This window comes from Ignavibacteria bacterium, assembly GCA_015709655.1.
Lineage (GTDB): Bacteria > Bacteroidota > Ignavibacteria > Kapaibacteriales > Kapaibacteriaceae > OLB6.
In genome coordinates, this window is record CP054181.1 from 986,566 (window position 1) to 1,009,700 (window position 23,135).

Annotated in this window: 25 protein-coding genes and 1 pseudogene; 14 read left to right on the forward strand and 12 right to left on the reverse strand. The window is 43.1% G+C overall.

The window, feature by feature from the left end; genetic code table 11:
* Positions 1-32: 32 nt before the first annotated feature.
* The 14 genes from HRU79_04030 (at position 33) to HRU79_04095 (ending at position 11,155) form a co-directional block, all read left to right on the forward strand.
* The gene (locus HRU79_04030) at positions 33-569 is read left to right on the forward strand and encodes a hypothetical protein (protein ID QOJ25860.1); all 537 of its coding nucleotides are present in this window, start codon (positions 33-35) and stop codon (positions 567-569) included.
* Positions 556-846: a hypothetical protein gene (locus HRU79_04035; protein ID QOJ25861.1), complete on the forward strand. Its 291-nt coding sequence runs from the start codon at positions 556-558 to the stop codon at positions 844-846. The genes HRU79_04030 and HRU79_04035 overlap by 14 nt, the downstream gene beginning before the upstream one ends.
* Positions 843-1,745 (forward strand): GTPase Era, encoded by a 903-nt coding sequence (gene era, locus HRU79_04040; GenBank protein ID QOJ25862.1) that lies wholly within the window; start codon positions 843-845, stop codon positions 1,743-1,745. The genes HRU79_04035 and era overlap by 4 nt, the downstream gene beginning before the upstream one ends.
* A gap of 35 nt (positions 1,746-1,780) precedes the next feature.
* Positions 1,781-2,542 (forward strand): outer membrane protein assembly factor BamD, encoded by a 762-nt coding sequence (gene bamD, locus HRU79_04045; protein ID QOJ25863.1) that lies wholly within the window; start codon positions 1,781-1,783, stop codon positions 2,540-2,542.
* Entirely contained in the window at positions 2,539-3,027 is a 489-nt protein-coding gene (locus HRU79_04050; GenBank protein QOJ25864.1) for an acyl-CoA thioesterase, read from the forward strand. The genes bamD and HRU79_04050 overlap by 4 nt, the downstream gene beginning before the upstream one ends.
* Positions 3,028-3,050: 23 nt before the next feature.
* Entirely contained in the window at positions 3,051-4,319 is a 1,269-nt protein-coding gene (locus tag HRU79_04055; protein QOJ25865.1) for a DUF5103 domain-containing protein, read from the forward strand.
* 3 nt (positions 4,320-4,322) lie between these two features.
* A complete protein-coding gene (gene ruvB / locus HRU79_04060; protein QOJ25866.1) occupies positions 4,323-5,360 on the forward strand; it encodes a Holliday junction branch migration DNA helicase RuvB in 1,038 nt (345 codons plus the stop codon).
* Positions 5,357-6,169: a hypothetical protein gene (locus tag HRU79_04065; GenBank protein QOJ25867.1), complete on the forward strand. Its 813-nt coding sequence runs from the start codon at positions 5,357-5,359 to the stop codon at positions 6,167-6,169. The genes ruvB and HRU79_04065 overlap by 4 nt, the downstream gene beginning before the upstream one ends.
* Positions 6,170-6,204: 35 nt before the next feature.
* Positions 6,205-7,671 (forward strand): proline--tRNA ligase, encoded by a 1,467-nt coding sequence (locus HRU79_04070; GenBank protein QOJ25868.1) that lies wholly within the window; start codon positions 6,205-6,207, stop codon positions 7,669-7,671.
* A 221-nt stretch (positions 7,672-7,892) separates the two neighbouring features.
* A complete protein-coding gene (locus HRU79_04075; protein ID QOJ25869.1) occupies positions 7,893-8,204 on the forward strand; it encodes a transposase in 312 nt (103 codons plus the stop codon).
* Positions 8,204-8,455: a hypothetical protein gene (locus HRU79_04080; protein QOJ25870.1), complete on the forward strand. Its 252-nt coding sequence runs from the start codon at positions 8,204-8,206 to the stop codon at positions 8,453-8,455. Before HRU79_04075 ends, HRU79_04080 begins: the two co-directional genes overlap by 1 nt.
* A complete protein-coding gene (locus tag HRU79_04085; protein QOJ25871.1) occupies positions 8,452-9,249 on the forward strand; it encodes a DDE-type integrase/transposase/recombinase in 798 nt (265 codons plus the stop codon). Before HRU79_04080 ends, HRU79_04085 begins: the two co-directional genes overlap by 4 nt.
* 11 nt (positions 9,250-9,260) lie before the next feature.
* Positions 9,261-10,283, forward strand: coding sequence for a restriction endonuclease subunit S (locus HRU79_04090; GenBank protein QOJ25872.1), 1,023 nt, complete (start codon positions 9,261-9,263; stop codon positions 10,281-10,283).
* Positions 10,280-11,155: a Fic family protein gene (locus tag HRU79_04095; protein ID QOJ25873.1), complete on the forward strand. Its 876-nt coding sequence runs from the start codon at positions 10,280-10,282 to the stop codon at positions 11,153-11,155. Before HRU79_04090 ends, HRU79_04095 begins: the two co-directional genes overlap by 4 nt.
* Positions 11,156-11,343: 188 nt before the next feature.
* On the opposite strand, the gene HRU79_04100 is transcribed toward HRU79_04095, so the two are convergent.
* The 12 genes and pseudogenes from HRU79_04100 to HRU79_04155 form a co-directional block, all read right to left on the reverse strand.
* Positions 11,344-12,168 carry an IS3 family transposase gene (locus HRU79_04100; GenBank protein QOJ25874.1) on the reverse strand — a complete coding sequence of 275 codons (825 nt, stop codon included), beginning with the start codon at positions 12,166-12,168 and terminating at the stop codon, positions 11,344-11,346.
* Positions 12,162-12,425 carry a transposase gene (locus HRU79_04105; protein ID QOJ25875.1) on the reverse strand — a complete coding sequence of 88 codons (264 nt, stop codon included), beginning with the start codon at positions 12,423-12,425 and terminating at the stop codon, positions 12,162-12,164. Before HRU79_04105 ends, HRU79_04100 begins: the two co-directional genes overlap by 7 nt.
* A 258-nt stretch (positions 12,426-12,683) precedes the next feature.
* Positions 12,684-13,160, reverse strand: coding sequence for a DUF4405 domain-containing protein (locus HRU79_04110; protein QOJ25876.1), 477 nt, complete (start codon positions 13,158-13,160; stop codon positions 12,684-12,686).
* Positions 13,161-13,175: 15 nt separating this feature from the next.
* On the reverse strand, positions 13,176-13,766 hold the full coding sequence (locus tag HRU79_04115; GenBank protein QOJ25877.1) for an NAD(P)H-dependent oxidoreductase: 591 nt from the start codon (positions 13,764-13,766) through the stop codon (positions 13,176-13,178).
* 73 nt (positions 13,767-13,839) lie between these two features.
* Positions 13,840-14,361, reverse strand: coding sequence for a Crp/Fnr family transcriptional regulator (locus HRU79_04120; protein QOJ25878.1), 522 nt, complete (start codon positions 14,359-14,361; stop codon positions 13,840-13,842).
* Between the two features lie 181 nt (positions 14,362-14,542).
* Positions 14,543-15,496: a hypothetical protein gene (locus tag HRU79_04125; GenBank protein QOJ25879.1), complete on the reverse strand. Its 954-nt coding sequence runs from the start codon at positions 15,494-15,496 to the stop codon at positions 14,543-14,545.
* A 148-nt stretch (positions 15,497-15,644) separates the two neighbouring features.
* The gene (locus tag HRU79_04130) at positions 15,645-17,027 is read right to left on the reverse strand and encodes a putative DNA binding domain-containing protein (protein QOJ25880.1); all 1,383 of its coding nucleotides are present in this window, start codon (positions 17,025-17,027) and stop codon (positions 15,645-15,647) included.
* 5 nt (positions 17,028-17,032) lie between these two features.
* On the reverse strand, positions 17,033-17,221 hold the full coding sequence (locus tag HRU79_04135) for a hypothetical protein (protein ID QOJ25881.1): 189 nt from the start codon (positions 17,219-17,221) through the stop codon (positions 17,033-17,035).
* Positions 17,202-17,891: an HNH endonuclease gene (locus tag HRU79_04140; GenBank protein QOJ25882.1), complete on the reverse strand. Its 690-nt coding sequence runs from the start codon at positions 17,889-17,891 to the stop codon at positions 17,202-17,204. Before HRU79_04140 ends, HRU79_04135 begins: the two co-directional genes overlap by 20 nt.
* A 164-nt stretch (positions 17,892-18,055) precedes the next feature.
* Positions 18,056-19,792 (reverse strand): annotated as a pseudogene (locus tag HRU79_04145) (DUF262 domain-containing protein).
* A gap of 384 nt (positions 19,793-20,176) precedes the next feature.
* Complete coding sequence (gene folP / locus HRU79_04150; protein QOJ27261.1) at positions 20,177-20,983, reverse strand: dihydropteroate synthase; 807 nt, start codon at positions 20,981-20,983, stop codon at positions 20,177-20,179.
* A gap of 306 nt (positions 20,984-21,289) precedes the next feature.
* The gene (locus HRU79_04155; GenBank protein ID QOJ25883.1) at positions 21,290-23,032 is read right to left on the reverse strand and encodes a DUF262 domain-containing protein; all 1,743 of its coding nucleotides are present in this window, start codon (positions 23,030-23,032) and stop codon (positions 21,290-21,292) included.
* Between the last annotated feature and the right edge of the window lie 103 nt (positions 23,033-23,135).

Here is a 23,135-nt window from a genome sequence, read left to right on the forward strand (position 1 = left end):
ATGAACAGTTTTTATTATACCGTAATACCCTCATGCGCAAACTGTTAACCGCCCTGTATTGTTCATCACTATGCATCTGGCTTGGCACCTCCGTTGCCCGCATGGTTGTTGGCTACGACGTGTTTGTCCCCGGCACTGTTACCCTGAAGAGCTGGTACACGCCTGACCGGATGTATCACGCCGAATGGCTGTATGCACAACTTGGCGGATGGACGGGCTGGAGCTTTGGCATTATGGCCGTAGCAGGACTTACCCTGAGTGCGACAAATTTCCGGAAGTGGAAACAGCACGGATGGCTCCTGATGACCCTGATTTTTATCGTACTGTTACTTCCGGCACAAACCTTTCAGATACTGGCGGATGTGCGTCTGTGGGATTTGTTTAATGACCAGGCCGGAACTGCCAACATCACAAACATTACTCCCGTATTTTTGGAACGTCTTACCGGTGTTGAGCACAGCATGGTAAGCGGACTTAGCATCCTTATGGGACTGACATTAGCCATAACTCTTGCAACTCAACCATTAACCAGTTACAACCCATCGGCAGAACATATTGAAAGCAGATAAATTACTTGAAGAACTCATTCAGCTTGCTACCACCATGAACTATACCGTTCGGCGAGAGAGCGGAACCTTTCGTGGAGGAGCCTGCATTGTTAAGGAAGACCGACTGATTCTGATCAATCGCAGCATGCCACACGAGGCATCGTGTGTGATCCTTGCGCGGACACTGGCCCGACTTGGCGCAAGCGATACGTACGCAAAACCTGCTGTCCGCGATATTCTGGAACGCGAACGCCTCTGGGTTGAACAGCATCCCGAAGTAACCTTTGGTGTTGCATGAGCAAGTTTGCCCAGATTGCATTGATCGGACGTCCGAATGCCGGCAAGAGTACACTCATGAATGCCATCATCGGTGAACACCTAAGCATTGTAACGGCAAAGCCGCAAACCACGCGAAGGACGGTGCTGGGGATTCATACCGATAACGATACGCAGTTGGTATTCATCGACACACCCGGCATCCTGCGTCCACAATACCAGCTACAGTCATCCATGATGCAGTACGTCCGCGAAAGCCTTGCCGCATGCCACATCCTGTGTGTTATTGTTGACGTTGTAAAAGCCGTGGAGCACGGTACGGTGCTGGACCCGATGACGCAGAAACTGTTAAAGCCCGTCGCTGCCGATGGGCACGTTCCAATTGTCCTGGTTCTCAATAAAATGGATGCCCTCCCACAGTCAAAGCAGGCTCTCCCGTTAATCGAACAGGCACGGGAAAGCGGCCTGTTTACCAGGAGTGTAGCGGTTTCGGCTTTACAGGGTCGGGAAGTTAGTGCTCTTGTGGAGATTCTTCAGGGAATGGCACCCGAAGGGGACTTTCAGTACGCGCCCGACGAGCTTAGCACCATGCCGCAACGCTTCTTTGCTGCCGAATTCATCAGGGAAGCAATCTTTACGCACTTCCGCGAAGAAATTCCATATTCAACCGACGTACAAGTAATCAGGTTTGACGAAACCGACCCCAACAGGTGGCTGATCAGTGCCGACATTACCGTGGAACGTGAATCCCAGAAAGGCATTTTGATTGGGAAAGGGGGCTTGGCATTAAAAACCATCGGTTCCGAAGCCCGCGAATCAATCGAGAAGTTCCTTGACCGTCACGTACACCTTGAGCTCTTCGTTAAGGTTCGCACAGACTGGCGCAACAACCGTACGCAGCTCTCAAATCTTGGCTATTAATCTCACCACCCATCAATTGGGTAATTTTGTGGCTTATGCGCTGCCATTTTCATTTTAACGCACCTGCGGTTTTTATCATCGGGGCTGTTGCCTTGCTTGCCGGCTGTGCCTCGCAACAAACTACGCAGCAACACAGAACCGTTGACGAGATTTACCGTGAAGCTTATACGTTGTTTACCAATGGCGACTACGTAGAGGCGCTGGCTGAATTCGATATCATCAGACTGCAGTACCCGGCCAGCAGCCATGCCGATGATGCACAGTATTACATCGGTGAAATCAACTATGAACGCGGTGACTACGTTATGGCAGCCTACAACTACAACGTTGTGCGCCGCTCCTTTCCGTCGAGTAACCATGCCAAACCATCTGCATTTAAGGTTGGTCTATGCTACGAGGAGCTTAGCCTGCCTGCCGATCGTGATCAGGAATACACCCGCAAGGCTATTCAGGCATTTAATGAATTCCAACAGCTCTATCCAACGGATTCGTTATCCTTCAGTGCGCTTGAACACATACGCAGCCTCCGCGATAAGCTTGCTGAACGATACATGCTCATTGCGGAGCACTATGTTAAAACTGAAAGCCGGCGGGCTGCCATTACCTACTACTCCGCCGTGACAGAAGAATATCCCGATTCGAAGTATTACGAACAGGCACTCGTGCTAACAATTCAGCTTCAGTCAGACCTTGCAAAAACCGATGAGTGCAGAGCCTCGATTGCTCAGTACCGGAACACTGTTCAAAACCCAACCATGGAACATATCGTTAACGAAATTGAGAAAGAACTGCCATGACTCCTCGTCCGGCACAACGAAGCGAAATCATCATGACCGAACTGGTGCTGCCTAACGACACCAACCAGTTAGGAAATCTGCTGGGCGGACGGTTGCTGCACTGGATTGACGTCTCGGCAGCTCTTTCCGCTCAAAAGCATAGCGGGTTTGTTTGCGTTACCGCCTCGGTTGACGAAGTATCGTTTTTAGAACCTATCAAGCTGGGACACGTGGTATATATCCGCGCCATCGTTACCCGTGCCTTCCGCACCTCGATGGAAGTTGAGGTGATGGTGGAGCGCGAAGACCCGCTGCATGATTCCCGCGCCCATACCGCTGTTGCCTATCTCACCTTTGTTTGCATAGACCAGTACGGCAAACCCATCCCTGCACCACCGGTACTGCCCGAAACCCCCGAACAGCACCGGCGTTATCTTGAAGCCGAACAACGCCGCGACGCACGTTTGCAAGCCCGGCGCAGCAAACAGGATACAAACTGCTCGTGATCCGGATTACGTCAGCCCTGGTTATGATGATTACCGCAACAGCGATATCACTTGGTTTTGCTGAAGGCAGTGAGGGTGTTGTACTCAGGTTTATCAGGGCATACGGACAAGACAACGAGCGATTCCCACCGGTTATCCTGCTCTCTCCCAAGTCAGGTTCGCACATGCCGGGCTGGGAATATGCTACGGTAGAGTTTGACATCCAAAGCTCCACCATCCCCAACACCTACGTTAAACTTGTACACTGTAATGCGGATTGGACGGAAGACTCGAACGGCTTTCTCAACGATGCCATGAACAGGTCCAGTCTTGCCGACTGGTCAGTTGCCCCGCTGCGAAGTACCTACTACTCATACCGTGGTACGGTTACCATACCCAACCCACAGCTTCAGCTACGGTTTGCCGGGAACTGGAAGGTTGTTGTGTATGATATGGATTCCGACGTACCCCTGGGCGAAACCAGGATTTTTGTTGTTGACCCGCAGGCACAGGCCGAAATAAACTTCATGACTGATTTTTACGAGCCTTCGCACAAGGTCAGCTCCATTGCTCTTACCCTTGAAGCCGTTGTGCGTGCAGACCATTCCCAGGTGATTGACCCCAACGTCCATACCACCGTGTTCTATCGGAATCACCGGTGGTACGAACCGTTTATTTGTTCAACAAAACGCTTCGATACTAAATATCCATACCATGTTGCAACACATGTTGTAGGTGTATTCCCGGGCGGAAAAGCCTTTCGCATTGGCCCACTGCCGGCCGAGAATGAACACCGGATCCTTGACCTGACCAACCTGGCCCAGTATCCGTCCACCGGTCAGCCTGTGCGGATGCCGCTGAGCGACCTTCCGCGCAACGGCATGTTTATTGAACGAAGCAATGACGGTGCCCTGGTAACGACAACGGTAAGCCAGTCAGACGATGAGTACGTTCCCGTAGAAATCCTTCTGGATCCCAGCCCGGGGCCGCCCAGCACCAGCGATGTATTTCTTGCAGGCTCGTTCAACAACTGGAAGCCCGATAAAAACTGGCAGATGTACTATGACGAGCAGTTTAATCTGTACAGGCTCCGCCAGTGGTTCCGGCGTGGCGTTCACGACTACCTGTATGCCACCGGAACACTGAATATCGACACCGATGAGGTAACTAACTGTAGTTTTGAAGAGTTTGAAGGAAACACTGCATCAAACAGCAACTCATTCGTTGCTTTTACGTACGCCAGAATGATGGATTACGGCGGCTACGATGCCATAATCGCAGTTACATCGTCCAACATTTACCAGAACCGATAACACGTGGTAAAAAGATCCGACAATATCCGACCCGAAAAGCTTACCGATGATGCGGATGCCGCGCTGCGTCCGCCAACGTTTAACGAATTCACCGGTCAGCCCAAAATCGTTGAGAACCTCCAGGTGTTTATTTCCGCCGCCCGAATGCGCAACGAGCCCCTGGACCACGTTCTCCTTACCGGTCCGCCCGGTCTTGGCAAAACCACGCTCTCGCACATTATTGCCCGCGAGATGAACGCTAAAATCGTCCTTACCAGCGGACCCGTTCTGGAAAAAGCAGGTGACCTTGCAGGTATCCTTACCGGCATGAGCGAGGGTGACGTGTTGTTTATTGACGAGATTCACCGCCTTACTGCCGTGATCGAAGAATACCTGTACTCGGCGATGGAAGACTACCGTTTGGACATTATGATTGACTCGGGTCCTGCCGCCCGCTCAGTACAACTTTCACTGCCGCGCTTCACCCTTGTTGGTGCAACCACACGGCAGGGTCTGCTTTCAGCCCCCTTACGATCACGCTTCGGCATTGCCAACAGACTGGACTATTACAGCACAACAGATCTTGCCCACGTCATCACCCGCTCCGCCGCAATCCTTGGGATACACATCGACGGAGAGGGGGCTTTGGAAATCGCGAGACGGTCACGGGGTACTCCGCGTATCGCCAACAGGCTGCTGCGCCGGACTCGTGACTTTGCCGAAGTAAAAGGCACCGGCATTGTTGACAAGAAGATTGCACTCACTGCACTTCGGGCCCTTGATGTAGATGAGTTTGGTCTGGATGAGATTGACGCCCGGATCATGCTAACCATACTTGAGAAGTTTGGCGGGGGTCCGGTGGGTATTACAACGATTGCCGTGAGCATCGGCGAAGATGCGGGCACCCTTGAAGAAGTGTACGAGCCGTACCTTATTCAGCAGGGGTTCCTGCAACGCACACCTCGTGGACGTGTTGCTACCGCCCTTGCCTACCGTCACTTCTCGGTTACTCCACCCGAGGCTTCCTCGCAAGGTTCCATGTTTAGCGAAGGAGATTCATGAAACTGCTATATCGTTCAATGGCTTTATTACTTGCCTTTTTTATTACCGCTTCCACGCTGGCCGCTAATGAAAACCCGGTGCGGCTTAGCTCATTGCTACAGAACTCCACCAGAGTGGTGCTATCGTGTAAGAATGTTGTTGCGAGTATGGCATGGTGGACGCGGCTTGGCTTTACGCCAACGGCTGACGGTATGAAGCGCCCCGACAGCGCCATCACCCTGACCGACAATCAGATTCTGCTTACACTGGTGAAAGACTCACAACCCTCACCGGTACTGATGTTTGGCGTTTCCAATATCCGGACTGTAAAGGACTCACTGGACTCACTGCGGGTTCCGCTTAAATTCGATGTGGAGGGACCCACCCTTGGCGAAATCCGGCTGCAGTCACCTGCAGGTATTTTCCTTGCCATCCGTCCGTCTGCCCAGGAACCTATCATACCAGTTACCGGCGATTCCAATTCCGTCTGTGGAAGGCTCACAGAATTCTCGGTATCAACACCCTCACTGCAGCAGGAACTTAAGTTCTGGGACAAGCTTAGCTTCACGCCCGTCCGGTCATCAATGCAGCCATATCCGTTTTCCTTGGTTTCTGACGGACACTTTACCATTGGCATCCATGAAAGCCGCGACATACCTTCCGTTGCACTCACGTTTTTTGCTGCCGACATGGCCGACAGAATTGAGCGATTAAAGAAACAGGGCATTACATGTTCGGAAGAGTTAAAGTCAGACGCCGGCATAACTGAACATGCCTTCCTAACCTCGCCCGATGGCCAGTTTGTCCTACTCTTTACCGGCAATCAATAAACTTTTTTACCGCACGTACCTTGATTATCACTCACATGAGTAAAACAATTACGCCCCGAAACGAAGACTACTCACAATGGTATATCGACATTGTCCGTAAAGCCGGCCTTGCCGACTATTCAGCAGTAAAAGGCTGCATGGTTATCAAGCCCCTTGGCTTTGGGATTTGGGAAAACATGCGCGACCAGCTTGACCGGATGTTTAAAGAAACCGGTCACGTGAATGCATACTTCCCGCTCTTCATCCCAAAGAGCTTCCTCAGTAAAGAAGCTGCCCACGTAGAAGGATTTGCCAAGGAGTGTGCCGTTGTAACCCACTACCGCTTAAAGAATGCCGATGACGGAAGCGGTGTAGTTGTGGACCCGGATGCTAAACTTGAAGAAGAACTTATCGTTCGTCCCACAAGCGAAACGATAATCTGGAACACCTACAAAGACTGGATACAGAGCTATCGCGACCTGCCGCTGCTCATCAATCAATGGGCAAACGTTGTGCGCTGGGAGATGCGGACACGTTTATTTCTGCGGACTGCTGAATTTCTGTGGCAGGAAGGTCACACAGCCCACGAAACCCGCGAAGAGGCTATTCAGGAAGCTGAACAAATGCTCGACGTATATGCGAAATTCGCTGAAGAGTATATGGCAATGCCAGTGGTGCGTGGACGCAAAACAGCGAATGAACGGTTCGCCGGTGCTGAAGACACGTATTGCATTGAAGCTCTTATGCAGGACGGCTGGGCGCTTCAGGCCGGTACCAGCCACTTCCTTGGACAGAACTTTGCCAAGGCGTTCGACGTACAGTTCAGCACCCGCAACAACACATTAGAATACGTATGGGCAACCTCATGGGGCGTCAGCACGCGCCTGATGGGCGCACTGGTCATGGTCCACAGCGACGACCAGGGCCTCGTAATCCCGCCGCGCCTAGCGCCTACGCAAGTCGTTATTGTCCCCATACCAAAGCCCCTTCCCGAACTCACCGAAAAAGCCAACCAGATAGCCGCCGAACTACGCAGCCAGGGTATTCGTATAAAAATTGACGATGATGAGCAGAACCGGCCCGGCTTCAAGTTTGCGGAATACGAAAAGGTCGGCGTTCCCGTCCGCCTAGGCTTAGGTGCCCGGGACCTTGCCAACGGCACCATCGAAGTAGCGCGGCGCGACACCGGCGAAAAGTCAAACGTCCCGATAGACACCCTTGGCACCCACATACCCGCCCTTTTGGAGGAGATCCAGAGCAACCTGTACAACCGTGCATTAGAGTACCGTGAAAGTCACACCACCATCGTAAACACCTGGGACGAATTCACCCACGTACTCGAAACCAAGGGCGGCTTCATCAGCGCGCACTGGGACGGCACCACCGAAACCGAACTCAAGATCAAGGAACTAACAAAAGCAACCATCCGCTGCATCCCTCTGGACGGGGATACCAAGCCGGGCACCTGCATCCTTACCGGCAAGCCAAGTGAGCGTCGGGTATTATTCGCCAGAGCGTATTAGTGGGAAGGGGGCTTGGGAATCGCAGCGGCACATTTAGTGAAGCCGACCAGTTCACAACCGGGAACGTACTGTTGCGCAACTGTCAATCCTCTTCCCTGATCGTCTTCAACTAACCTTGTGACGTCAAATGGCACACTTAATGCAGCACTCCCTTGTATTAGCCCCTTAAAAGACTGGACAGAAATCACGAACCAGATTTGTACCAGTTAACTTAGGGAACCATGTCAAGAACAAAGCGAACATTTACACCGGAAGACCGGCTGAGTCTTCTGCAGGAAGCGGAGCGGGAGGGATATTTGGCTACCTGTCGCAAGTACAATTTATCCCCATCTTTATTGGCAAAGTGGAAGCAACGGTATCTATGCAAGGGTGTCGCAGGGCTGAACCCCTCGTATAGGCGGATAGATCCGGCCGTACGAGCGTTAGAAGAAGAGAATGAGCGATTGAAACGTATCATCGCCCGACAAGCATTAGAGCTTGAGGTCAAAGGAGAGTTGCTAAAAAAAACACCTATCCAACCAAGGAGAAAGTGATGATCGTCCAGCATTACTCCGATCGAGCCGCCGTTACGGTTCTTTCGCAGTGGCTAGGATTGCCACGGAGTACGTTATACTATACGCCTCGCCCGGGAAAACGTGGTAAAAAACCCAGCACACATACGCTGTATCACGGCTCGATGGTCCCTAATGAAGAGGTTGTTGACAAGATAAAGGAACTTATCAGTGGTCCGTACAATGCTTATGGGTACCAATCTGTTCATGATGATTTACGCCAATTAGGGTGATTAATCACAAGAAGACGTATCGCCTCATGGATGAGCAGAAACTTCTTCTTGGGAAAGTTATCCGTAGCCGTGGGAAACGCACGTGGGTGCAGTATAGGCAGATATCGGCTCATCAGCCGATGGAGTACTTATGTCTTGATATTAAGTATGTCTGGGTACACGGAGAAGGTCGGTGGTATTACCTACTCTCGATCATGGATGTGTTCAGCCGCAAGATTATCCAGTGGATCTTCCAGAGGAGTGTCCGCAAGCATGACGTGATCGTGATGTTTCGCAGGTTGCATACACAGTACAACCTCAAGGGAGTACTCATCAGAAATGATAACGGCTCCCAGTTTCTGGCCAATCAGGTGAGAAGCTATCTCGCTGAACTTGAAGCCAAGCAGGAATTTACCCATGTGGCTACACCCGAAGAAAATGCCTACATCGAAGCATTCCACAGCATTCTTCAACGGGAGCTGGTTGAACGATTTGAGTTTAGCAGCTTCTACGAAGCTAACCAGCATCTTCAACACTACATGCAGTGGTATAACTATGAGCGCAAACACAGAAAACTCGGCCCAATAACTCCACAGCAGAAATGGGAAACTGGTCTGCTCACTACGTCCACTCCGGAGTTCGCTCATGTGTCGGAACGAGCCAGGCTCGGTTCGAAGGAGTTCACAGAACATCAAACACAATTTCAGTTGTCAGGCATCACCGACCCAACAACTGATGCTGTTACTCGCCGCTGCTCAAACAAGAAGGAGAATAATCGGCACGTACTACATATCTTTGACAACAATTCTGTCTAATCTATTGGGGGTTGATACAAAAGGCTCGCTATATTTCAGAAGCTACTTTCAAAAGGTTGCGTTGCACCGAAATTTTTGAAGGAGACTGTTTAGTTTCACGTTTGCCTGACCCAGTTGGAAGAGCTTGTATATTGCCTGATACAGGCGAAAAAATGATTACAGCGGTTGACTGCACAATTATTCGATTTGACAACAAGCAAATTATACCAAATTGGTTTTTATACTATTCGCTTTCCAATGAATATCAAAACGAAATTCAAAAACAGGTAACGGGTGCGACAAGACAAAGGATTAGTAGAAAGAATTTGGGATTAGTTTCTGTGCCAGTTGCTCCTCTCCCCGAACAACAACGCATTGTTTCCATTTTAGACAAGGTTTTTTCGGTTATTGAGCGCAGTCGAAATAATGCCGAACAAAACCTCAAAAACGCCAAAAAACTTTTTGAAAGCTATTTGCAGGGGGTGTTTGAAAAAAAGGGTGATGGTTGGGAAGAACAACTTTTGGAAGATTGTTTCAAAATGAAAAGTGGAGATAATTTAACTGCAAAAAATATGTCCGAAGGGGAATATCCCGTGTTCGGTGGAAATGGAATTGCAGGTTATCACAATGAATTTAATTTATCGGGCAGTAATGTAATTATCGGTAGAGTTGGTGCATTGTGTGGAAATGTAAGACACATTACTGAAAACATTTGGTTGACTGATAATGCTTTTAAAGTAGTTGATTTCAAATTTGATTTTGACCATTCATTTTTGACATACTTACTCAATCATAAAGATTTGAGAAGTTATGCAAGACAGGCAGCACAGCCAGTTATTTCAAATTCATCATTGAAAGATGTTGTTTTAATTTTCCCAAAATCAAAAAAAGAACAACAAACCATCGTCCGTCAATTAGATGCCCTACGAGCAGAAACACAAAAATTGGAAGCGGTATATCAAAAGAAAATGGATGATTTGGTAGAAATGAAAAAATCCATCTTGCAAAAAGCATTTGCGGGGGAATTGAAAACTGAAAAAGCGGCAATGATATGAACCAAAAAATATCCATACGATTTTTTGAAGACCGTGAAGTGCGTGCCGTTTGGGATGACGAAAATGCCAAATGGTGGTTTTCCGTATTGGATATTGTAGCCGTGCTTACCGACCAAAACGACTACACCAAAACTCGCAACTACTGGAAATACCTAAAAGCAAAATTAAAAAAAGAAAACAGTCAAGTGGTTAGTGTCACTACCCAGTTGAAATTGCTTGCACCTGATGGCAAAAGGCGTTTAGCCGATATGCTCGACTATAATGGGATTATTGCCCTTGGCAAAACATTTCCGGGAACAAAAGCCAACCGCTTTATTGAATGGTTTACCTACAGTGATGAAACTATTGACGGGAAAAGTAAAACCAAAGCGTATGCCTTATTCGATAGTTCTTTTATCAACAGTATAGAAGTAGGCACAACTAAAGGCTTGCAGCAAATTCACGGGTATTTATTTGGCGGTTTGTATGACTTTGCAGGGCAAATAAGGCAGAAAAATATTTCAAAAGGTGGTTTTCAATTTGCCGTTTCACGCTTTCTTGGGGAAACATTAAAACAAGTAGATGAAATGCCTGAAAACACATTTGATGAAATTGTAGCCAAATATGTAGAGATGAATGTAGCCCATCCTTTTATGGAAGGCAATGGCAGAAGCACCCGAATTTGGTTGGATTTGATATTTAAAAAACGCCTAAAAAAGTGTGTGAATTGGAGCAAAATAGGGAAAACTGAATATATGAATGCAATGGTAAAAAGTCCTGTAAACAGTAGTGCTTTGAAAAAACTACTCAAAAACGCCTTAACTACCGAAATAGATAGCAGAGAAATGTTTATGAAAGGAATTGATTATTCTTATTACTACGAAGAAAATTAAAAGAAATGAACGAAGCAGAAACAAGAGCGGAACTTATTGACCCAAAGCTAAAGGCTTGTGGTTGGGGCGTGGTGGAAGGCTCTAAAGTCCTTCGTGAATACCACATTACGCAAGGGAAAATACAAACAGGCGGTGGGCGTGGTGAGTAGGGTGGATTTATCGGTCCAGTCACAGGTTATAAAAATGTGTTAGGCTGCATGGTTGTTGAATGCAGTGATTGGGGGTCGATAATTGTGCCTGCTGTGAGGTCGCTCGTTGTTGTACATGTGCAGCCACATGTTTGAGATCGTTTGCCCCTCGGCTAGTGACATGAAGATTTCTGCATTTAGCACCTCACGTCGGTAGGTTCCGACGAAGCTCTCTGCAAAGCCGTTCTGCCATGGCTTCCCGGGCTGAATGTATGCCAGCGTAACTTTGCGCCGTTGAGCCCATTGCTGCACCACATACGCAATGAATTGTCCTCCGTTGTCGGAACGAATGTACTTCGGCATTCCATACCGAGCTACCTGCTCGTCAAGAACAGCCTCAACATCAGCGCCTTTGAATGACCGCCGCACGGTTATGCTGAGGCCATACGACGTGGCTTCGTCCTTGATCAGCAGTGCCATCATCTTCCGACCGGTCATCAAACGATCCTCAGCAAAGTCCATGCACCATACCTCGTGTGGCTGTATCGCCGTCGGATTGATCCGTACGCTGCGCCGGATCTTGCGTGAACGCTTACGCCACTGAGCCGCATGGCCACTTTGCCGGTAAACGCGGTGAACAGTGCACTCTGAGTAGTCATGCCCCTGCTCCCGCATCCAGCCGAACACCAATCGCTTGCCCCAGGCCGGGTGTTTCGCCACAACGTCATTGATGATCTTCTGTACTGGAGCATCCTTGGCTGGCTGGCGAGGCTTATACGTTACCATTGAACGTGAAACACCCATTAGAACACACGCGCGGCGTTGATCCAGGCCTCGTCGACTGGCGTACTCCACTGCCTGAAGTTTCTGTGGGACGCCTACCATTTTTTTGCCGCAATCTCTTTCATCACTTCGATCTCAAGATCACGCTCGGCGACCAGCTTCTTCAGCCGGGCGTTCTCCTGCGTGATCCGCTTGAGCTCGGAGACCTGGCTCGGCTCCATGCTCCCGTACTTCTTGCGCCATATGTAGATCGTGTGTGACGACACCTTGTACTTCTTCGATGTCGTTGATACGCCATGGGCGTGTGATGCGCGAACGATGCTAACGATCTGCTCCTCGCTATAATGGCTCTTCCTCATCAGTCCTCCTTTGAGAATTCCGTCTCAACTTAGGACTGGTCCGATTTTTTCACACCACTCCAGAACAATGCCCATATCTCAATAGAACTATCCTTTCACATTGTTTAACAATGTTTTGATAATCAGCTTCATTGCAATAATTGTTGCTGATATAAACTTCGTTTCCGTTGTCCCAAAAGAAGTCTGCAATGTCGTAAAGACATTCATCAGCTTCTTGTTCTTTATTTTCGATTACTAAATATTTCATTTTCAAATCATTCATTCCATAATCAAATCAATTACTTCCTCTGGGTCGCTATTATTGTTCAACCATATTTCTTTAATGGTTGTTGCTTTTTCAATCAAAATCCCTTTCTCTTTTAGTTTGGCAGATGCCTTATCGTAATTGATGTCCAAGGCTCTGAAAGCATCGCCAACAGGAGCTTTTACAATTCTTTCCATCATTTGTAAATCAACGGGCGGATACATCCTTTCAGATACAATAAGTATTGCAGAAACAGTCACTACCCCGAATAAAGCAGGTAAAAAGACACCTTTTTTGAAATGGATTTTAAGGGCTTTCCAATTGAGAATAATGTGAAAAATGGCGCACACAACAAAGAACAAACCGAGTATTTCGTGAACTACTTCTGTATAGCCGTCGAACAAATGGAAGAACATCAGCAGGCCCGAAATGGCGACCACAAGGAACACCAATGATATAAATGGGGTAACATATTTTCTATTCGGTTTCATAATCAAATAATTTAATTAGTTGAAGTTTGATAATCTGTTTTCGAGATTAGTCAGCCATTTTACCCGCTTTTCGTGGCTTACTCTTTTTACTGATGTAAAACTTATCCAACTGACATTTTTATACCCCATTGTTTTAAATACACTCCGTATCATCACTTTGCGGATTAAGTTTCCAATCAACAGTGAATACATTATTGCGGGTTTGTTCATTGTAGTGATAACGGTTACGCTTTTCAAATTCTTTAATAGGGGCAACAGACCAAAACCTCTCGGATGATGGTCATATGCCAACCCCGGTGATAAAACTCTATCGATAAAACCTTTGGTTGTTGCGGGCATTATGTCCCACCAAATAGGGAAAATAAAAATCAGATGGTCTGCTTTTTTCAGCCGTTCGTGATATTCCATAACTTGTGGGTCAACAGCACGGTGTTCTACAAATGCTTTAAGGTCAGCGGCAGACATTGCGGGATTGAAGCTGTCTCTGTCAAGATGTATCAAGTCCACTTCGTGTTTTGCTTTTTGAAGTCCTTTGGTTACTGCGTCTAAAAGAGCGTTGCAGTAGCTTCCTTCGTAAGGATGATTGAATACAATTACTGTTCTCATTTTTTTACTGTTTAATACAGCACAAAATTGAGAAGTTAGCGAGGAGTCGTACGATAACAATTGTTAATAAATACTATCGCCTATTTCTAATCCTGCTAAGCGAAACAGAGGTAATGCCGAGATAAGAAGCAATATAATGTTGTGGTACACGCTGAACGATATGCGGGAATTGTTCAATCAATTCTTCGTATCGTTTTTGAGGATTGTTTTTAAGGTAGGAAAAAGCAAGTTGCTGTGTTTGGAAAAGCCGTCTGAATAAATGTTCTTCAAAGTCCTTTTTTAATTCCGGAGAATTTTCAATTACCTGTTGAAAATCCTTTTGGGAAATAGTCTGTAATATGCAGGACTCTATACTTTCGATACTGTAAAGACTCGGTTGTTTGGTTCTGAAACTTTCTATGGAAGAAACGCTGTCGCCCTCAAAGAAGAATTGTGTAGTGGTTTCTTTCCCGTCATTATTTACCCAAGTACGCAAACAGTCTTTTTCGATGAAGAACATCGTTCTTGAAATCTTACCCTCTTCCAGCAATATTGTCTTGGCAGGAATTTCCTGTCGTTTAAAATATTGGCTGAATTTGTTCCATTTGCTTTTCATTTTTTAGTCGTCTGTTTGTTTTATGCACGGTCGTCATAGGGTTGCCACCAACGGTTTCGGGCTTTGCGTTCGGGCGGGTTTCGGAGCACAAAACTGTCAATACACCACAAAAGTTGATGCGAGGTAGAATGTTCAATTAACCACGTCACCCGCCATTGAGCCAAACGCCTGTTACCACCAGTTATTCTTTCGTTTCGCATCTGTTTTCAATTACGTTTAGGAGTCTGTCTTGAAAGTCTATTAGGATTATATCGCCCCAAAATTTACCATAAAAATTGATTGTTGAAGTCAACTGATAACTTGAAGAAAGTGTCAATTTTACTTGTCCGTTTTTTAGTTCGGTAAGTTCGTATGTTGCGTCAACAAAATTGAAATAGTTTCCATTCAAAACGTGTTGGTCGAATACTTTTTGTCTAACCGTTGAAGGGTCAATTTTTATGTCGAAGGAAGCCTTCTTGTTCTCTTCGTATTCCGTTATTGTTTCAATGAACATTAAACCACCTTCAAAATTTCCTATTCTTTGTCCACCAATTTCTTTCTTGTCGACAGTTGCACTTATTGGTCGGGGAATTCCGATTGAATTGAAAAATCCTGAATTGTATTCTTTCAGGTCAATTGTCTGAACTTCTACAATATTATTCCAAATTTTTTCTGGTGTTGCGTCTATAATAACTTCACTTTTTACATTGTAAATGTCAGAAGGGCTTTTTATGTATTCTTCGATTGGTGCAAAGAGAAAAGGTAGTAAAACCAATGTCAGAAGTTTCCCTTTACTTTTTTGTCTGTTAATCTGAACAATTCTATAAATCAACGCTCCAATTGTTCCTAAAATAAAAAATGGTGCTGCAAGAACCAATAAGCAAATGAAGTCTTCAATACCAAATAAGAACATTGTCAAAAAGAAAGTCAAGACTGTCAGCCAAGGAATAAAAATAATGTTCTTGTAAGATTTGAGTTTGTCATTGTCAGCAAACATTAAGGGAATAATACCCAAGATTGTCGGAATGATAAATAAATATGTTACCGAAGCCAAAGTTGCTTTTTGTCCGAATACCAACCTTGTCACAAGTCCGTATGCGATACCAAGTGCAATCCCGATAATTAGTAGTCCGTATTTTTGTTTTAGTCGTGTCATTCTATAATTGGTGGTAACGTTCCGCAGCTACCCGAAGGTGGCGATTTCGGAGCACTTCACTGTCAACCAAGCAGAAACTTTGATTGGAACACAAAGCTTGATTTAACCACTGAACCGCCACTTTTGGGTAGCTGCTGTTACCGGCAGTTTATTTTTTTCTCCATGTGGTTCCACGACCTTGTGTTCCGGGTGTTTGCTCTATTAGTCCTTTGTCTCTGAGTGCGTAAAATATTTGTTTCATAGCGTTTTCTGATCCAACATTTGCCAATCCACGAGCTGTCCTGTTGTTAATGGTTGCATTTGTATTCAGGTAGGTCATGATAACTTCTTCAGGTGAGGCCAATGATTCGTGCTTTATTAAAACCATTACTGAGTTTTCTCTCTCGATAATTTCTGGTTCCTTTAGTTTCATTTTTTTCATAGCATCGAAAGCTGTATTGAGACCTTCGCCAACGTCCTGATTTGGTGGGTTCGGAAATTTATTAATCAATCTAACCAAAGACCCATTACGCGCAAACTGCTCTTTTAAAATGTTACCTGTAGTAACGTGTCCAGGCAATTTGCCAGGACTTTCAATTTCCACCCTATTGTCGAATATCCGTATATGTATGTCAGAGGCTAAACTATAGTCACGATGCAGCACAGCATTAGTAATGATCTCGTGCAATGTTTCGTTTGGATAGTGCATTGTTGTCTCTTCACCATCAGCTGAATAAATCTTTATTGCTTGAATTATTTCAGTAACTTTTGAAACCGCTTCATAAATTTGTTTATATGCACATCCCTCAATTGAAATCGGTGTAAATGCTAATGTTTCTCGTGTTCCCTCTGCATCTTTCGTTGTATATCGGTAGATCTTTATTCCACTTTGTTTCGGTAAAGCAGCCTGGGGGTTGTCAGCAAATAAGAGTACTGAGGCAACTGTCGGAAGATTATTAGAAATTAGAAGTTGCTTTTTTAACCACGGAATAGGTTCCGTTGTTGGTATTACTTCTATCATGAACTCATAGATCACAAGTGAATCTGCTACAAATTCAATAGGTACATTTAATGTATTGCTTTCAAATGATGAAACTCCTTTGTCAAGCTGAAGCCGTTTTAATTTTTCATCATCGTCTACTGGTAAACTTTGAGCACCTCTTCTGATATATGGGACACCATCTGAAGCTTTTACAATTTGTTTGGTTTTTAGAATTGAGATTTGCAAAACAAGACCGAGTTCTTCATCCATTTGCAAAAAGGTATAATTGAAGTCTGTGCCAAGAGGGAAAAGTTGTTCAAATATTTGAAGATGACCGTTAGCAGCTTCAACATCTGGAAATCCTCTCCACTGTCTTTGCTTCACACCTAAAACTTCAGTCTCATCAATTCCAATATAGATTTCTCCACCTACCGTATTTGCAAATGCTGAAATAGTTTTTGTCAGCTTTGCGGGCTTAATGTCAATTGCCTTTAAGTCTCTAAAGTGATCCTCTTCAATATCAAGAATGATATTTTTCTGATTTTCTGTTATTGATTTGGTTTCTATCATAATTGTCAGTCTTTAAATTGCCGGTAACGGTTCGCGGCTTGGCGAAGGGCGGGATTTTTACCACCAAGTTTCATACGAAGCACAAATGCTGAACCTTGCACAAATATTTCCACGAAGCACGTCAGCCCGCCTTTTGCCAAACCGCTGTTAGTGGCTGCCGTTCTTTCTTTCGCATCAACTTTGTTTGTTGTCATACTCTAAATTACCCTTTGCAAGATTATGTGTTTCACAAAGCACTTGAAGATTTTCTAAAACTGTCTCGCCACCTTTTGACCAAGGATGAACGTGGTCAAAGTGAATGTTGTCTCCTGTCACAGTAACACCACAAAGTCGGCATTTATTTCCGTCACGCATTAATACCTGAACTTTGAGCCGTTCACTTGGAAATCTTTTTGTCTTATGTTTGAAAACAATTTCAGTTTGAGTAAAGGGTTCTTCAACTTCAATAGTCATTTCGTCCTCGTGATTGTCGGAATTGATGAATTGAACAAATGCTTCAAGTGCTTTTCTCCAGGTACCAAATTTTGCTGTGTATTGGTGCGTAGAATATTTGGAAACGGAACCTTTCAGGTCTCTAAACACAGGTTGTCGTCCAATGCTTAACCATACTTGCTCCATATTCTCAAATAACTCCTTCTCAGAAACATCTCGCTGTAAAACTAAATTTAATCCAGCTTTTTCGATTGCCTTATTCCAACTTCCGAATCGGACGCCAATTGTGCCAGAAGTAAATTTGCCACCATTGCTGTCGTACTGTCTTGACGAAATTTTATTTAGTCCCAGTTTTTCAGCTACTCGCTTGACGTCCTCAAGTAACTCGTTGTCTGGGATATTTCTGTTAAATTCTTTAAGTTTATACTTCATATTCTGTTGTCTGTCACGGTTGCCACTAACGGTTGGCAAATTGGCGATGGAGCCGCTTTTAGCACAAATGTTGAATAGAATTACTACTCTTTAACCTTGCACAAAAGCTCAATAGAAGCACTTCACCGGCTCTATTGCCAATTTGTTTGTTGTGGGATGTGGAGTTATTTAATCAGTTCATTTTCATTTAGATATTCTATAAAACTCGTTATAATATTATTTTTTCTGTATTCAATGTTTTTTTCTGAAAAATCAGGTTCAACTGTTAATTCTAAAAGTTCAGCTATTACTGTTCCGTGTTTTTCTTGCCCTTTATCATTGACAAAACCTTTCTTATATTTTACTTTGTCAATAAATCGGTAATCTGAAGCACGAATGTTTATTTTATCTTCTAATAATGATTTATTTCCAATGGATTCCAAGTTTTTGATATTTTCTAAAGTCCTATCGTTTTCTTGCCGTTTCTTTGGAAAGATGTGTTCAATTTGAAAAGACATATTCAACTCGGGCAAAGTTTGTTCTCTTTTATAAAATGCCCACCAAGCCAACATAGATTTGGTAATAGGTCTTCCGTTTTTGAATTCAAAGTTTTGAATTGCTGTTTTGAGTGTGTTTTCCTCAAATTTAAAATCTGAAAAATGTATTTCTCTATCATTTACCACATTAATCATTTCAGCATAAACAGGAGTTCTCAAAGCATTTACGCCAGGGTTTGTAAAAGAATAAGCCCAATTAAATGCAGTTATTTTAGTAAGAAAAACTTCTAAATTTGTTTGATTTAATTGACAATTTTCGTCTTTGTTCTGGAGAAAATATACAGACAAAAAGTAATTCCACATACCATTCGGAGCATAGTTTAAGACAAATAATTTTTTCAAATTTATTTCTGAAAATCTTTCATTGTTTTGTTCATAAATGTCAGCCCAAAAGTTGGCGAGTATTTTTAAATTTGGAAGTGTCTCATCTTTTTTGAGTATTGCATATTTTCCTCTTTCATAAAATTTTCTCAAAGCCTCTGTTGTACTTGATTTTATTCCTTGTTTAGCGCGGATGAAGTACATATATCTTGTAAATAACTCATCCATTGGAGTTCCATTTATTGGATTGAAAATTTTATTACAAATATCTTCTAGTTCTTTCCATTCATCAATAAATGACTCTTTTTCATTTTTACTGCTATAATGCTTATAGAATTGGGCTTTGAAAATATCTGCGTCAGATAGAGGCTACCCTCTGTCATTTAATGTAGAGAAAATTCTAAGAGCTGTATCTTGCGATTCTGCTTCAATTGGCAATAAAATACAGTTTCCTAATATTCTAGCTGGCAAATACGCAAAGTAGGAGGGAAATTCACTTAGGAATCCATCAATTTTATCTTGAAAAAAACGATAATTTTTTGCATAGTTACTTTTCTGTTCTTTGCTAACAACCCCAGTTTTTAAAATGTTTAGAAATTCATCCTTGTCATTGTCCGTCGCTACTTCGGAATCAATTTTTAGAACATTTAGGTCAGCTTCTCCAAACTCATTTGTTTTCCATAGACATTGAGAAATTCTTTTTCTCGTGCTTTTGGAATTATCATCTTGCATCTTACCGAACTTTTCATAAAATGCACGTAATAATAGCATTAAAGTCGTTAATCTTTGTTGTCCATCAATAACTTCTTTCTTATGGTTTTCATTTTCAAAAGTAACGATTGAACCCAAAAAGTATTCCTCATTACTATCAAAATTATCGCAGTTATTATCAGGGAACGCAAAAGAAAAAATATCATCCCATAATGTTTGACATTGTGGTTCTTCCCAAGCATAAGGTCTTTGATAATCAGGAATTAAAAAATCCGATTTTTTGTCGGAAAAAAGTAACATTATTGTTTTTTGGTCAACATTCAGTTTAGACATACTTTTCTAAATTATTAATTTGGTTTTTTAATCTGTGGTAGTTTCGTTTCCATATCCCACAACGGGCCGGCGATAAAACAAGTTGCCGAAGGCAATTTGCCCGAAGGGCGTAGTGACCGAAGGGAACGAAGTTTTATTGCCTGTTGGGCGCTGTTAAATGGCGCGTAACCACAGCGTTTCTTTTCCCGGCCGATTCTCTTCTCTATTTGCATTGAGCGGCACTCATTAAGGGGAGTTGGTTGATTCTCTTTATTTTCAATTACCCCAATCTATTCCATCAAAACCAAGAGACCTTATTTTTCGCCTTTAAGAACTTAGTACTCCCAAGTTATAGATCAGCATAATAAAACCGTAATCCATCTTGAAATGGTTGTCAATTACAAATTAGCAATTTAACATCCCAAGCACTTTTAATGCGTCACTTAAAGCTCTTACATCATGCGTACGGATGTAATCCACACCCATATAGCTTATATAAATTTCAGCAGCCAGGGTCGCTGGCGTTCGCTCGTTGACTCCTCGCCCAACAATAGTTCCTAAAAAAGATTTCCGAGAAACCGAAACAAGAATTGGTAATTTAAAGTATTCTTTTACTCGAAAAATATTTTTCAAAACATATATTGACGTTTCTGGGTTAGAGCCTAAGAAGAAACCCATCCCTGGGTCTAAAATAATTCTTTCGGATGAAACGCCTGAATTTTGAAGTGAATTTATTCGTTGCGAAAAGAAATCAATTATTCCATCAAATATATTTTCGGGAACAGTTTCGATTACTTGGGCTTTCCCAAGCCGCTGTATGGAATGCATAACAATGAGTTTGCAATTAGATTCTGCCAATTCAGGATATAATTCTGCATATGGAAACCCTTGAATGTCATTTAAATAGTGGACATTCTTTTTTAAAAAATATTTTTGAACTTCGGGTTTGAATGAATCAACAGAAACTGAAATATTTTGAGAATGCAATTTGTCGATGACATCATTTAAACGGATTATTTCCTCATGAGGCTTTACTTCTTTTGATTCAGGATTACTGGAAGCGGCTCCTACATCAATTATGTCAGCGCCATCCTTAACAAGTAGAAGTGATTTCTCTATAGCTTTATCATAATTTAAATAAAGGCCGCCATCTGAAAAGCTGTCTTCAGTAATGTTTACTACACCTAGTATTGTAGGCTTTTTTAATTTCATATGTTTTTTCACTTTAATTGCCTTTTCTATTCTGCTCTGTCTGTGGTTTTATTTCATATCTTTTTAATTTAATTCGCGGATTATTGTTTCCCTAAACTGTGCCGCTCGTCTTTTGTTTTTATATTTCTCGGCCGGGCTATTTATTTAACGCGCCATTTAATTGCGCCCAACGGTTTGCGGCTTGGCGAAGGTGGCGATTTTTACCACAAATGTTGATGCGGAGAACCAAACTTTGATTAACCACAAATGTGTCTGCGGAGCACTGAACCGCCACTTTTGCCAAACCGCTGTTAGCGGCTGTGGTTATTATTGCTTTAATAAGTTTTTCTGTTTTAAAAAGTCAATAAATTCATTCACTATTTTTTCACTTCTGTCAATTATGTCTTGCTCGTTAAAGTCTGTTTTGGTGTCTGCCAAATTCACTAATTCAGAAATAATTGAACCTGCTTTATGTTGTCCTTTGTCGTTAGTGAAACCTTTGTAATACTTGGTTTTATCACTAAACCTGTAATCAGATGCTCTTATGTTTATTTTGTCTTCTAGTAAAGATTTGTTACCAAGAACTTCTAAGTTTTTTGTGTTGGAAAGCGACTTGTCATTTTCTTGTCTTTTTCGTGCAAAAATATGTTCAATGTCAAAATTCGTAGTGAGTGTTGGGATTTCTTGATTGTCAACTTTAAATGCCCACCAAGTTAACATTGACCTTGTAATTGGTCTTCCATTTTTAAACTCAAAATTATTGATTGCTGTTCGCAATGTGTTTTCGTCAAATTTATGTTCTTCAAAGTTGACTGTTTTGTCTGTTACAATATTTATCATCTCTGCATAAACAGGCGTTCTTAAAGCGTTAACACCAGGATTAGTGAATGCATAAGCCCAAACAAATGCGACTGTTTTATTTAAAAACTCGTCTAATTTTTGTTCCTCTAATTGTTCGTTACCGTTTTTGTTTTGTAGAAAATATACGGACAAAAAATACGTCCACATACCATTTGGTGCGGAATTAAGGATAAATAATTTTCTTAGAATATTAGCCGAAAATCTGTCTGTATTTTGATTGTAAACGTCATTCCAAAAATCAACAAGTATTTTGAGATTTGATAAAGTCTCATCTTGTTTGAGAATCGAGTATTTGCCTTTTTCGTAAAACTTGCGTAAGGCTTCTGTTGTGCTTGATTTTATACCTTGTTTTGCACGGACAAAATACATATATCTTGTAAAAAGTTCGTCCATTGGTGTTCCATTCAATGGTTTGAAAATTCTAGCAGTAATTTCTTCAAGCTCTTTCCATTGCTCAATGAATTTGTCTTTTTGGTTTTTTGTAGTGTAATGCTTGTAAAATTGTGCTTTAAAAATGTCGGCATCTGACAATGGTAGCCCTCTATCGTTCAATGTTGAAAATATTCTTAATGCTGTGTCCTGAGACTCTGCGTCAATTGGTAATAGAATACAGTTACCTAAAATTCTTGCAGGCAAGTATGCAAAGTATGAAGGGTATTCGCTTAAAAAGTTGTCTATTTTTTCTTGGAAAAAGCGATAGTTCTTGGCATAGTTGCTTTTTTGGTCTTTATTTACAATACCAGTTTTAAGTATTTCCAAAAACTCATCTTTGTCATTGTCAGTTGCTACCTCAGAGTCAATTTTGAGTATGTTTAGATTTGGTTGTCCAAATTCATTTGTTTTCCATAAACATTGAGCAATTCTTTCCCGAGTGCTTTTTGAGTTCTCGTCTTGCATATTGCCAAACTTTGCATAGAAAGCTCGTAATAACAACATTAAAGTGGTTAACCGTTGCTGTCCGTCAATTACTTCCTTTTTATTGTTGTCATTTTCAAAAGTTACTATTGAACCCAAAAAGTATTCTTCATTGCTGTCAAATTTGTCGCTGTTGTTGTCTGGAAATGCGAAAGTAAAAATGTCGTCCCAAAGGGTTTGGCATTGTCCTTCTTCCCAAGCGTAAGGTCTTTGATAGTCTGGGATAAGAAAGTCAGATTTTTTATCTGAGAAAAGTAACATTATTGTTTTCTGGTCAACATTTAGTTTTGACATATTGATGTTTATTTTTTTTGTTAATCGTTCTTTTGTCGGTGGTGCGGTCGTCCTACCATTGCCGCTAACGTTTTGGGTATTGCCGAAGGCGGGGAAATCGAAG